General features: G+C 57.7%; 11 protein-coding genes. 2 read left to right on the top strand and 9 right to left on the bottom strand.

Translation table 11 applies throughout. From position 1 onward, the window contains the following. Positions 1-28 precede the first annotated feature (28 nt). The gene (locus VGL38_05005; protein ID HEY3294772.1) at positions 29-1690 is read left to right on the top strand and encodes a T9SS type A sorting domain-containing protein; all 1662 of its coding nucleotides are present in this window, start codon (positions 29-31) and stop codon (positions 1688-1690) included. 223 nt (positions 1691-1913) lie between these two features. Next, entirely contained in the window at positions 1914-3599 is a 1686-nt protein-coding gene (locus VGL38_05010) for a T9SS type A sorting domain-containing protein (protein HEY3294773.1), read from the top strand. A 143-nt stretch (positions 3600-3742) separates the two neighbouring features. Here the strand turns inward: VGL38_05010 and VGL38_05015 are convergent, their stop codons facing one another. The 9 genes from VGL38_05015 to VGL38_05055 form a co-directional block, all read right to left on the bottom strand. Next, positions 3743-5074, bottom strand: a complete 1332-nt coding sequence (locus VGL38_05015) for an acetyl-CoA hydrolase/transferase C-terminal domain-containing protein (protein HEY3294774.1) — start codon at positions 5072-5074, stop codon at positions 3743-3745. Between the two features lie 235 nt (positions 5075-5309). After that, a complete protein-coding gene (locus VGL38_05020) occupies positions 5310-7376 on the bottom strand; it encodes a glutamine synthetase III (GenBank protein ID HEY3294775.1) in 2067 nt (688 codons plus the stop codon). 244 nt (positions 7377-7620) lie between these two features. Continuing rightward, the gene (locus VGL38_05025; GenBank protein HEY3294776.1) at positions 7621-8055 is read right to left on the bottom strand and encodes a hypothetical protein; all 435 of its coding nucleotides are present in this window, start codon (positions 8053-8055) and stop codon (positions 7621-7623) included. Between the two features lie 30 nt (positions 8056-8085). Then, positions 8086-8820, bottom strand: coding sequence for a hypothetical protein (locus VGL38_05030; protein ID HEY3294777.1), 735 nt, complete (start codon positions 8818-8820; stop codon positions 8086-8088). A gap of 96 nt (positions 8821-8916) precedes the next feature. Then, complete coding sequence (locus tag VGL38_05035) at positions 8917-9651, bottom strand: hypothetical protein (GenBank protein HEY3294778.1); 735 nt, start codon at positions 9649-9651, stop codon at positions 8917-8919. A gap of 96 nt (positions 9652-9747) precedes the next feature. Continuing rightward, on the bottom strand, positions 9748-10473 hold the full coding sequence (locus VGL38_05040) for a hypothetical protein (GenBank protein ID HEY3294779.1): 726 nt from the start codon (positions 10471-10473) through the stop codon (positions 9748-9750). Positions 10474-10569: 96 nt separating this feature from the next. Then, positions 10570-12549, bottom strand: coding sequence for a hypothetical protein (locus tag VGL38_05045; GenBank protein ID HEY3294780.1), 1980 nt, complete (start codon positions 12547-12549; stop codon positions 10570-10572). A 107-nt stretch (positions 12550-12656) separates the two neighbouring features. After that, positions 12657-13019, bottom strand: coding sequence for a hypothetical protein (locus tag VGL38_05050; GenBank protein ID HEY3294781.1), 363 nt, complete (start codon positions 13017-13019; stop codon positions 12657-12659). 72 nt (positions 13020-13091) lie between these two features. After that, positions 13092-13484: a hotdog domain-containing protein gene (locus VGL38_05055; protein HEY3294782.1), complete on the bottom strand. Its 393-nt coding sequence runs from the start codon at positions 13482-13484 to the stop codon at positions 13092-13094. Positions 13485-13550 lie beyond the last annotated feature (66 nt).

Raw genomic sequence — 13550 nt, forward strand, 5'->3', positions numbered from 1 at the left:
ACACGGGAATTCATACATCGAGGTCATCATGAGCCCCACTTCAAAGATCCTGACCACCCTTACCTTAGTCATTATTCTGTCCACCGCCACTCTGGCTCAGCAGGTGCACGCCCGGGCGGATCGTTGGACAGGCTTGACTTCCATGCAGAACGATATGGGCCTCTTCGGCTTTGAAGGCGGAGATCCGTGTGACAGCAACCGCGTGCCTGGCCTCGAACTGCCCGGCGGTTCCGGACAGCAATATCTGGGTTATGCCGCGCTGTGGGTGGGCGGACTGATTATCGAACAGGGCTTTGAAACCAAGCGCGTAAGCACGGCCACGGACGGCTGGTTGTCACCATCCATCAATGAACTCTGGCCAGTAAGCGGAGCGGAGAGCGGGATCGTGGAGACGTCGCGGCGCGACACCGTCGACTGCCATGATGAGAATATCCACGATGTGGCGGCGCTGGCCGACCACCAGTTCACCACGGTATTTGCCGATACCTTCCGCGATCCGGGCTTTGTGGAGAATGATCCGATAGACGGTGGACACCGGCCGCTGGGTGTCAAAATTACCCGCACCACGTACTCGATGATGGACGCTCCCGGCAATCACATCTACTGGATCAGGTACCACCTCGAAAACATCGCCAGCAATTTTCTGAAGAACCTCTATCTGGGAGTTCTGCTGGAAGGCGAAGTGCGCGATCCGTCCGAAAGCCATTCCGACGACGACCTGTTCGGGTTCGATCCCGCCAGCAACGTCGCCTATCACTGCGACAATGACGGACGTCGCGAAGGCGATTCGACAGGCAACAATTTCACGGTGCCGAATGCCGTGGGATTCTGTTTTTTGACAGATCCGGAAAACCGCGAACGACTGTCTTTCAACTGGTGGATGTCCCACGGCGAAGTCGAGCATGATTTCGGCCCTGCTTGGGAAGACTACGCCCTGCGCGACAGCATGGAGCTGGGATGGACTCGCCTGTTTGGCACTCCGATGGGCGATGAGCACAAGTACCAACTGATGTCGAATGGCGAGCAGGACTATGATCAGGCTCGCACCGCCGATTCGGCCTGGATTGCCGGTCATCCGCAACAGGGCAAGGTGTGGAGTCGCGCGGATTATCCCGACAATGCGTTCGACATCGCCAACGGTTCTTACGCACGTGCTCTGCTGTCCGTGGGACCGACGGGAGTGTATGATTACACTGATCAGAGCGGACGCCGGATCTACCGCTTGAATCCCGGCGAAGAGTGCGATGTGTGGATGGCCTGTGTCGGCGGTTTGAATTTCCATAATCCCGAACGCCCACAGCCCGGCAACCGGGTCATTGATCCTGTACTGTTTGACCTCACCGATTTGCGCGCCCACGTGCAGACGGCGAGGCTCGGACTCGGCAGACCGTGGTTAGCCGCCCGGGAATCGCATTCTGTTCCGCCTGTCGAGTTCACCCTATCCCCTGTCTATCCCAATCCCTTCAATGCATCGACCCGCATTCGGTTTGATGTGAGTCGCGCAGGGATGACCCAGATCAACGTCTATGATGTGATGGGGCGGCTGGTGCAGACGCTGGCCGCGGGCACGTTTTCCGCGGGCCACCATGAGGTGCGGTGGGATGCTTCAGGGTTGTCCTCGGGGGTATATTTTGTCCGGGCAATTGCCGCCGGTCAGAGTGCGGTGCAGAAGGCGCTGCTGCTCCGGTAGGAACCTTCTGCCAGTCGCTAACTTCCGGCTCGCCATGCAGTTTTGAGCCGATTTGTGAAATGGCACACACATCATGAACGATGATGTCCGCAAAGGAGTAGTGGATCGACTGTTCAGGTAATTTGATATATTTCTCTTGACTTTTGAAATTTCATGCTGTATTTTATACGGTAAGGATTTCCTCTGTAGTCTGTCAACGTGCTTTAACGACAAGGAGGTCAAGATGCGGACAGTTTCCATCCTCTTGCTGACAGGGCTTTGTGCCCTGTTTGTGCTCTCTTCCGCCATCGCCCAACCTTTCGCGCGGCCCAACGCGCAAAACCGGGTAGACCGGTGGAACGACATGTGGGTGAATTTCACGAACTACGGGTATATGGGCAATGACGGGCCGGGAATGATGACGGCCTTGGATGATCCGTGCTCACCCAACCCTTGGGCTCCGCAGTGTGAAATGCCCGGCGGTTCCTCGCAACAGTATCTGTTTCAGGCGGGGCTGTGGATCGGTGCAAAGGTGGATGTCGGCGGCAACTATATTCCGCGCGTTTCCACCGCTACGGACGGCTGGCTGAATCCGGCAATTATGGAGTTCTGGCCCGGTGAAGGTCCCGAGAATGGTATCAATGAGCGTTCGCGGCTGGACACCGTCGATTGCTTCGGTCAAAACGTACACAGTGAGTCCGCATCGGCTGACCATGAACTCGTGGCGGTCTACACGGACACATTGTCGGATCAGCAATACGTTTCGGACGATCCGGTCGATGGCCCGCACCGTCCGCTCGGCGTAAAAGTTACCCAGATCAGCGGGGACATGCGTCCTTCCGGATGCAGCCACATCTACTGGCTGCATTATGTGATCGAGAACATCGGGTCGAGCACGCTGCGCGATATGTACGTCGGCCAGTATGTGGACGGCGACGTGGGCCGCAGTGATATGCTGAATCAGCACGTGGATGATCTTACCGGTTTCGAGCCGACGGAGCAGATAGCCTACATCGCCGACAACGATGGCCGCGATCCGAACCAGACCAGTGGCCCGTTTGTCGCCCCGCACGTGACCGGAATGATGTTCCTCACGCCGACTCAGTCCTATCAGCGTCTGTCCTACAACTGGTGGATCTCCAACGGCGATGCAACTCTGGACTACGGCCCGGCATGGCGTTCCTATGCCGAAAGTGACAGCGCCGGTATGGGCTGGACAAACACCTATGGCACGCCGATGGGAGACCTGCGTAAATATCAGGTCATGAGCAACGGTGAAATCGACTTCGATCAGCTTCACGTGAATGACGCCGAGTGGATCGGGGAGCACCCGCAGGGCCCGCAGGCGTGGTCCACGGCCTCGCCGTCGCCCAACGCACCCGATATCGCCAACGGCTATGACACCCGTTATCTACTCTCCTTGGGCCCCTTGGGAAGCCACGTAGGGGACCACACCGAACTGGCTCCGGGCGAACGGATTGATGTGTGGATGGCCTATGTCGGCGGCTTGAACTTCCACAATCCCGAGCACCCGCAGCCTTCCAATCAGGTGATCGATCCTTCGCTATTCGACTTTACCGACCTGCTTGCCAAGGCCTCCACTGCCCGGGGCAACACCTGCTTCGATTGGGCCACACTGGGTGCGGGTAATCCAAAGGTTGCACCCTCGGATTTCGCCCTCGAGCCCCTCTACCCCAATCCCTTCAACTCCATGTCGACCATCCGCTTCACTCTGGCGCGCTCATCGCAAGTCGACATTGCGGTATTCGACATTCTCGGACGCGAAGTGGCGCAGCTTGCCTCGAGCCAATTCGCAGCCGGAAATCACGCGCTGTCCTGGAATGCCGCCGGACTGTCCTCCGGTCTCTACTTCATTCAGGCCCGCGTCGGAGATGTGCACTTCACACAGAAGGCGATGCTCCTCAAGTAAGCGCGAACCTTGAAGGCTTTGAACTTGAACGGGCGGCCCACTGGGTCGCCCGTTTCTTTGCGCATGTGCCGATAAACAGCAAACCCTCCCATAAGTCTGGGAGGGTTTGCTGTTCTTCACCCGGTGTTGGGATCGGGATTCTCTTAGATGATATTCACCTTCTTGGCCTGCGAGCGCAGCTCATCGCGGAACTTGGGATGCGCAATGCCGATCAGGGCATGAGCGCGTTCACGCAACGTCTTGCCGTGCAGATAGGCGACGCCAAACTCGGTGACGACATAGTGGACGTCGGCACGGGTGGTGACGACGCCGGCGCCCGGCTCGAGTTCGAAGACGATCTTGGAGACCGTATCATTCTTCGTGGTGGACGGCAGAGCCATAATCGGCAGACCACCCTTGGAGCGCGCGGCGCCACGGATGAAGTCCACCTGGCCGCCGAAACCGCTGTAGATGCTGTGGCCGATGGAGTCGGAATTCACCTGGCCGGTGATGTCGACCGAAATCGCGGAGTTGATGGAGACCATATTGTCGTTGCGCGAAATCTGGAACGGATCGTTGGTGTAGTCCACGGGGCGGAATTCCACCATCGGATTCTCGTGACAGAAATCGAACAAGGCGCGGGAGCCCAGCACAAAGGCCGCGACCATCTTGTCCTTGTTGATATTCTTGCAACGGCAGGTGATCACGCCTTCCTTGACCAGTTCCACGGCGCCGTCGGAGAACATCTCGGTATGCATACCGAGGTCCTTCTTGTCATGCAGGAAACTGAGCACGGCATTGGGGATACCGCCGATCCCGAGCTGCAAACAGGCGCGGTCGGGAATCAGGTCCGCAATGTAGCGGCCGATCTTGGCGTGCAGATCGCTCACCGGCTCCTTCGGCAGCTCATGAAGCGGCGTGTCGAAGTTGATCATGCGGTGGAAGCGGGATTTGTGAATGAAGTTTTCACCGTAGACGCGCGGCATTTGCGGATTGACCAGCGCGATCACATACTTGGCAACGCGCACCGCGCTCAGCGTGGCGGCGGAGTCGATACCCAGGCTGCAGAAGCCGTGGGCGTCGGGCGGCGAGACCTGCACCAGCACCGTATCCACCAGCTTCTGTCCGCTAAGGAACAGTCCGGGGATTTCGCCAAGGAAAATGGGAGTGTAGTCCGCGCGGCCTTCATTAACCGGCTTGCGTGCATTGCCGCCCGTGAAAAATGCATTGTGACGGAAGTGGCCGGCCATTTCCGGAGCCATGTAAGCCGCCGGGCCGAAGGTCAAAATGTGGATCACTTCCACATCGTGCAGCTCGGGGGCCCGCGAGGCCATCGCCTCGATCAGCAGCGTCGGAGCCGCGCAACCGGAACCAATGAAAACGGTATCGCCAGACCGAATGCAACGGCAGGCATCAATCGCCTCGACCAGCTTGTCAGCCGGAAAGGTGCTGGCCACGGATTCGGCTTTAGGTTTGGGTGGAGAAACTACGGCCATTTTATCCTCAAAACTTAGGTGTGATGTGTGGAGCCGGACCCCGCCGGACTCATGTTCGTGAAAATATACGCAATTTTCGTGTCAAAATCCAGTGGTCTGAATAGATGATGTCCCCGTCGTTTACAGCAAATGCAAGCAAACAGGTGTAGAATTCCATTTTCGCCACAGTGTTCACTCAAAATGCTCCATTACGATTTCTATCAGCCGCGTGTTCCGAAACAGAACAAGTTTGCGTTCACTCAATAAAAAGCATTTCGCGGTATTTTGGGAGAGGCCAGAGGGCATCGTCCACCAGCAGCTCCAGCGCGTCTCCAGAGGCACGGGCCTCGTCCATGGCGGCAAGAATGGTGTGTCGGCAGAATTCGGCCTTGCCCAAGAGGTCCTCCTCCATCCCATCGGCCTCGGCCCGGACACGGTCGAGCCGGTCAAGGGCCGCCTGCATCCGTGCCACAGCGGCACAGACCCGGGCGACAAAGTCTGTCTGCTCCGGGAGCATGGCCTCTTTCTGTACCTGCCGGACAGAATTCACGGCGGACGCAACACTGTCCTGATATCCGAACCCCGCAGGGAGAATCAGTGTGCGGCCAATGTTGGACATCATCGCCGCTTCAATGGTGATCGCCTTGATGTAATGCTCGAGCTTGATGCGGTAGCGGCTCTGCAGCTCCTCTTCGCTCAGAATCGCCTGTCCGGTAAAAAGCTTTGCCGCTTTCGGCGTGATGTAGGCGGGAAGAGCCTCGACGCAGGAACGCAGATTGGGGAGTCCGCGCTTGGCCGCTTCGATATGCCAAGCTTCCGAATAGCTGTCGCCGTTGAAGATGATGGCTTCGTGCTCGCGCAGCTCTTTTTGGATCACCGCGCGCACGGCATCGTTCAGGCTCTTGCCGCCGGCCGTCTCCTTTTCGATTGCATCGGCCATCACGCTCAGAGATTCGGCGACAATCGCGTTCACGCTGGCGTTGGAGGTGGAGATATTCTGGCTCGATCCCACGGCGCGGAATTCGAATTTGTTTCCGGTAAAGGCAAAAGGCGAGGTGCGGTTGCGGTCGGAATCATGCCGGGGCAGCGGCGGCAGCGAGGACACGCCGATATTCAAAAAGCTCTTGGTACGGGCCGCGGTCTCGGTGCCGGAAATAATATCCTTCACCACTTCGGTCAGCTTCTCGCCGAGGAAAATGCTGATGATCGCCGGCGGAGCTTCATTGGCGCCGAGGCGGTGATCATTCTGCGGAGTGGCCACTGCCGCGCGCAGCAGATCGGCATGAATGTGCACGCCCCGGATCACCGCCGTCAGAAACACCAGGAACTGCGCGTTCTCGTGCGGCGTGTGGCCCGGCTCGAGCAGGTTATTGCCCCGGTCGTCGGACATGGACCAGTTGTTGTGCTTGCCGCTGCCGTTGATACCCGCAAAAGGCTTCTCGTGCAGCAGACATTCCAGGCCGTGCCGCCGCGCAATGCGCATCAGCATGGTCATGGTGAGCTGGTTGTGATCGGCGGCGATGGGCGCGCGCTCGAAGACCGGCGCGAATTCATACTGCGACGGCGCAACTTCGTTGTGGCGCGTCGTAATCGGAATGCCCAGCTTATACAGCTCGCGTTCCACGTCCTCCATGAAGGCCAGCGCGCGCTCCGGAATGGTTCCGAAATAGTGGTCCTCCATCTCCTGCCCCTTGGCCGGTCGCGCGCCGTAAAGAGAGCGCCCCCCGGTGACCAGGTCGGGCCGCAGCAGATACCAGCGGCGGTCGATCAGGAAATATTCCTGCTCGCAGCCGAGGGTGGTCGTGACATGCCGTGCAGCCGTATTCCCGAACAGGTGCAGCACCCGCAGCGCCGCGCGGTTCAGCACGTCCATCGAGCGCAACAGCGGAGTCTTCTTGTCCAGCGCGTGACCGCCATAGCCGATGAACACGCTGGGAATGCACAGCGTCTTGCCGCTGGTGCCTTCCATCAAAAAGGCGTCGCCGGTGCAGTCCCATCCCGTATAGCCGCGCGCTTCAAAGGTCGAACGGATACCGCCGGAAGGAAAGCTCGATGCATCGGGCTCGCCCTGCAACAGATCGCTTCCGGCAAATTCGGTAATCACTCCGCCTTCCGCCGTAGGAATCAAAAAGGACAGATGCTTTTCGGCGGACAGTCCCGTCAGCGGGTGGAACCAGTGACAGAAGTGCGTCGCCCCACGGGCCATGGCCCAGTCCTTGATGGCCGCGGCAATCACATCGGCATGCGCCGGATCGAGCGGACTGCCGGTCTCGCGAATCTGCAGCATATGCTGATATACGGCCTTAGGCAGCACCTGTCGCATAGCCGCCAGAGAAAAAACATTCTGGCCGAAAATGTCAGCCAGAGCGGGAGCGATTTTTCCATTGCCATCCGGTGATGGCGCTGAGGCGGCTATGGAGTCGAGTGTTCGTCGTCGCGGCGTCGTTGTAGGCATGGGATAAAATGGGAAATAGAAAATGGGGGAATTTGAAAGAACTCTGCATATGGAATACTAACCAGCACGCTCCCGCGTGCTGGATTCGTCACTTCCGGTTGGGGACACTCTTCTATTCCTCCTTCACCTCGGGCACTTGGGACGGTGCCTCGGGCTTGGGAGGCGGCACAGGGGCGCGCGGAACGGCGGCAGCCATTAAGATAAGTATACCCGCCGCCAGCAATCCGGTTCCCCAGTGTATCTTGACTATCGGCTTCAGAAGGCTGGAAATGAAATTTGTGTTGCCCGTAATTCTGTCCCAGCCACGATAGATCCCGAAACCAATAGCCGCCAGAATACCAATCTTGGTGGCATACAGCCCCCAAGAGACCTTGTTAATGCAGAAGATCAAATGCGCCGCCGCCAGCAAGAGCAGGGCAATAGCCACCGGCTGCTGAAGCTGGAGAAGATTGATGCCGCCATACACCGGAACACTGACCAGCGGCACGAAGACACCGATCAGCAGCAGCAGTGCGCCGAGGATGCCGAAAATGAAACCTGTTTGCATGAAGTTATACTAAGTTCGAACTTACTTAAACTACTGAAGGACCGTCACCCACGCAGTGTCGCTCCTCCCACCCCGACACCCGCTGATGAAGTAATACCGGCTCGGTGTTGCTGGCGGAAACCATAAACCGATAGCCGTGCCATTGTCGTCTGTTGGCTGCCACATGTCCAGGACTCCCTGTTCCGGCGTCATGGAAACATTGAATCCTGCCGGAGCCGACATGCCGCTGCGCCACCCTGTCCACGCACGGACATTAACAGAATCCGCGCGCCCGGCCCCGCGAACATGCACGGTATCTGGCTGCAACTCAACATGGACAGTATCGAAGACATCCATTGTCGTAGCGGCTCGAAACCACATCGTGTAATTGCATTCTACGCTGCCATAGTTCGCGTGGATTATGTTGTAACCGGCACCCACAGCGCATCTAGTATGAAAGACGAAGTCAACGCGTCCATCGGCGTCCGTGGTGTCCTGCGTCGCCGAAGTATACTCAATGAAGCCCACACCGGGCTGAACCAGTGACAGATGTACTCTGAAGTCGGACTGTGGCAAGCCTGTCCCGCCGTTCGTCATTTTGACGTAACCCTGAACAGCAGCGGAATCCCCGGGGAAAGCTTGCAGGGTGTCTGTCGGCGTCAACATGACAATCCGCGGAAAAATTGGACCGTCTGTCCGTGGCATCGGCGGGTACTTGTCGTTGCATCCCCACCATGCCATTCCCGTTACAGCCGTCAGCAGAGCAATCGCTGCAAAGCGTTTCATCTTCGTTCCCTCCCCAAGTTGCGTAACTCAAAGTCCGTTCGTGATGACGCGGAAATCAAGTCGATTTCCGCGCGGTCGCAAACAGTGCCGAGTAAATTACCGTAAGCCGAGGGTTGAATCCACGAAAACACTGTCTCTTAAGTTGAAATTGCTCCACGGCGCCGAAATGATGAACCAGCCATAAGCCGTCGGATACCAATGCCCGACCGTCCGCCCTGAGATGTCGGTGGGAGGAAATGGATCTGGCGAGAAATATCCTCCCGTAGCCGCAAATGGAATCGTCACCCCGAAAATACCCACACCGGAGGTGTCAATGATGGTAAACCAGACCTGAACCGAGTCCTGCAATGTCAAATGCCGACGGCTGAGTCCCAAATGTATTTGATCGTCGAAAACGATGGTCGGCTCAAACCAAATCGTATACTCGCCAAAAGCCGAGCCGTGCCGTGCACGAATCGTGTTCGTTACACGTTGGTCAGCCACGCGATGGCGAAGCACAAAACTTACTTGTCCCAAGCTATTGGTCGTGTCCCGATGAGAATCGGTGAACTCAAACCATCCGGCATCAGGGTCGGAAAGCTCGAGGTCCAGCCGCGTCCCTTCCACCCCGTAGTCCGAACCCTGTTCCTTGGCAATGGCATATCCTGCCACCGAAACAGTGTCTCCGGGCATGGACCTCAACGTATCCGTGGGGGTTAACAGAATGACCTGAAGAAGCAGATACCCACCACACCTTCTGTTGATGATGGAGTCGTCTTTAGATGGGTAACACCCCGTTAACCCCATGCCCACCAAAACCATCAGCAGAGCAATCGCTGCAAAGCGTTTCATCTTCGTTCCCTCCCCAAGTTGCGTAACTCAAAGTCCGTCCGTGATGACGCGGAAATCAAGTCGATTTCCGCGCGGTCTCAAACAGGGATGAGAAAATTACCGTAAGCCGAGGGTTGAATCCACGGAAACGCTGTCCTTTGCGGTGAAATTTCTCCACGGCGCCGAAATGATGAACCAGCCATAGGCCGTCGGATACCAATGCCCGACCGTCCGCCCTGAGATGTCGGTGGGAGGAAATGGATCCGGCGAGAAGTACCCGCCCGTAGCCGTAAATGGAATCGTCACCCCGGAAACACCCACACCGGAGGTGTCAATGATGGTAAACGAGACCTGAACCGAGTCCTGCAATGTCAAAAGCCGACGGCTGAGTCCTATGTGAGGCACAGGGAGAAGAGTGCAGACCGGTTGAATCCAAATCTTGTAGTCGGCCTCCGCGCTGCCGACGCTGACATGAATGATGTTGTAACCGTTTCCTGGCTGCCGATTGGTCCGGAAAACGAAATCCACACGGCCAAGACTGTTCGTCGTATCATTCGGGCACTCCAGCACACCCACACCGGGATACCGCAGCGACAAATTCACCTTCACGCCCGGCTCCACAAGACCGGAGGCCGCATCTTTCACCACCACAAAGCCCTGTGCCGATGCCGAATCACCCGGCAGAAACCTCAAGGTGTCCGTCGGACTCAACATGACAATCTGCACACCATACCAACCGCACCCGCGCCGATAAGGCAGGTCATGCGTCACATCCTCCTGGCACCCCACCAATCCCATTCCCACCAAAGCCAGCAACCCGGCCACCATGGCAAAGCTCTTCATTTTCGTTCCCTCCCAAAAGTTGCGTCCCTCACCACTGTGTTGAAAGAGACGGAATCACCGCAGGATTCCGCCTCTTCTAAAACATTGAAGTGTGGGTCAGCGCCCCCGCAAAAGGGAATCGACCACCAAAGTGTCGACAGAAAGAAGGCTGGCAAAACTTCCGGCTACAAAGAATGTGCCATAGCCGCCCGGATGCCAGTAACCCAGAGTTCGCCCGGAAGCATTGGTGGGGGCAAACGAACTCAGATGACCGGCGCTGGCCCAGAAGTGAACCGTCGCGCCGGGAATGCCGATGTTTGATGTGTCCACCACAGTCGCCGCAACCATCACCGAATCGCGCACCGTTCCATGAGCGTGCAGCGTATCCGGCGATACCTGAACCATGAGGCTGCCGGGCACATACGGACTGGGCCGCACCCACAAAGGCTGGTTATCTTCGTGCCCGCCGCAGGCCGCATGAAGGACGGTGTAGCCCGCCGTCTGCTGGTTGGACTGGAAGGTGAAGTTCACCCGGCCAAGAGCGTTCGTCGTATCGCGTGAAGAGTCCGGAAAGGTAAGGAAGCCGATGAAACTTTCGGCTTCTGACACGTCTACCTGTGCATTCGGCACGGCACGTCCTTGAAGGTCGCGCACCTGCACAAATCCTTCCGCCCATGCCGAGTCACCGGGAAAGAACCGGAGAGTATCCGAGTCTGTGCGCATGACGATCTGCACGGACGCGACCTGATCATAAGGGAAGGAATCCACCACCGCCCAGGCCGTGTCCGTCAGACTACCGACGTGGGCCGCCACGTAATGTTCACCATAGTTGGAGAGATGCCAGTACCCGGACGTGTGGCCTGCACTGTCCGTCGGCGGCATGGCGCGCAGAATTCCACTGCTCGCTGTGAAGGGAATGAGCCTACCGGGAATGCCCAAGCTGTGGTTATCCCGCAGCGTCACCGATACAAGAAATGAATCGGCCACGGCTCCGCGCGTGTGCAGCGTGTCGGGGTTCAGCGACAGAGTCAGTGATCCCGGTTCTGCACCCTGCATGATCAGGTGAACGGTCGCGCTGTCGGTGTGCCCGCCGCATTCCGCGCGGATCACATTGTAACCGGGGCCTGCATCACTGTGGGTTGTAAACCGGAAATGCACGATGCCCGTGATATCGGTCGTGTCACGCAAAGCCGCATTTTCGAATTGGATGCTCCCCACCTGCTCGGACAAGGAGAACAGAACGCGCTTACCCGCCAAAGATACGCCGCTTTCGCCCCGCACCAGCACAGTCCCCAGCACAGACGCGGAATCCCCCCAGGCAAAGTGCAGCGTGTCACTCGCCAGAGTCATCCGCACACTGCCCACGTCCGTGACGGTGAGCGTGTCGGCCACCACCCACGCCGTGTCACAGGTAAGACTCGCGGCATTGACAGTAATAGAGAATCGGCCCGCGCCGCCGGGCAGGAACCGGCTCACGGCCCGGCCATCCACGTCTGTCGGCGGAAAAGCGCGCAGCGTACCGCCCGAAACGATGGGATGCACCGTCACGTTCGAAATCGGGCGGTGCGTTATGTCCGTCAGCGTGATCATTACCAGAGAAGAATCAGTGCGGGCATCTTCCACGTCGCCAAGATGCAGCGTGTCGGGTGTGGCCGTCACAGCCACAAAACCAGAGCCGATGGGTTGCAGATAAATGCGCCGCTCGCCCGTCGCGCTGCCCGCGAGTGCGCGAACCGTATTGAAGGCGAGGCTTTCATTGATGCCGTACCACACGAACCGGAAATGCACCTGCCCATTCTCATCGGTCGTGTCGCGCAGCACGGTGTTCACATACTCGATCTGCCCGATAGTCGTGCCCTGCAGACTCAAACTGACCTTCATCCCCGGCACAATTCCCGATGTGTTGGTCACCTCCGCCACGCCCAGCGCCGTCACAACGTCATTGGGCAGAAAGCGCAGCGTATCGCGATCCATGGTCACCGTCACCCACACTCCCGGTGGATTTGTGATGATGTGGCCTTCATCTTTGCTCTTGCACCCCAGCAGGCAGATGCTCAGCACAACAAGTACGGCAGCGAACACGGAAATGATCTTCATAGCCGGCTCCCTTCCCAAATTGCTGGTGTAACCCCGTGGTGTTTCGAAAAGAGCCGGCACAAGTTCGGCGCCTTTCACCGCAACAAAGTCAGCAGATGTGCGAACAATCAGTCTTTCGGCAGCTCGAAATAGAAATGACGATCCGCCAGCTCCGGGTACTTTTCGGTAAGCGGTTTGCCGCTGGCGCCGATATTGTCATACGGGTGCTCACAGATGTGGAAGACCGGAAACCAGTCCGGCTTGCCCAGGATCTCCACAAAGGCCGCGCTCATGGTGTTGATCAACCGCGCTTTGACGCTGCGCTTCAGGCGCGGGCAGTAGAGCAGGAAATGCAGATACGGATGGTTCTCCCCGTCCCACAACTTCCCCGCCATCCCGGCATCGCCAATGCCATATTCACAAAAGCGGATGCGGAAGACATCGCGGCCAAATCCCGCCACTTCGACTCCAATATCGGTGAGGGTGGCCATGAGATTCCGTTTGATCTCAAGCTCGGTCTGCGGAAGAGAAATTTCCAGACAAGGCATAGATGCGAGAGCCTTTCAGTGTTCAGTTTTCTTCTGAAATCTGGCAATGGGTTTGGGGCGGTTGTGCTCATCTACGGCCACAAAGACCACACTGGTCTTCACCACCAGCACATCCTTGTCGGTCACGCCTTCCAGATCGAAGCTGATCGAGGTGCGGCCTTCCTTGGTGTTGGACGCGAAGAAGTTGACGATGTGGCCTTCGAACACCGGATGCAGGAAGTGCAGTTCGCCGAACTTCAGTGTGACCATCAGTTCTTCATTGGTGCAGCCGTGAGCATAAATCGAAGCGGCTTCATCGAGCCACGCCATCATGTTGCCGCCAAACAGGGTACGGCGCAGCCCCACGTCGCGCGTCAGGCAGATTTTCGACGTGATATGGATGCGGGAAGGATCGTTGTTGTCAACCATCGGAAAATATGTTTCGTGGAAAGATGTTCGGCGATTTCAGCGTTTCAGGTTTTCAGTGTTTCAACG

The sequence above is a fragment of the bacterium genome, from assembly GCA_036504735.1.
In the GTDB taxonomy this organism is placed as follows: domain Bacteria; phylum Electryoneota; class RPQS01; order RPQS01; family RPQS01; genus DASXUQ01.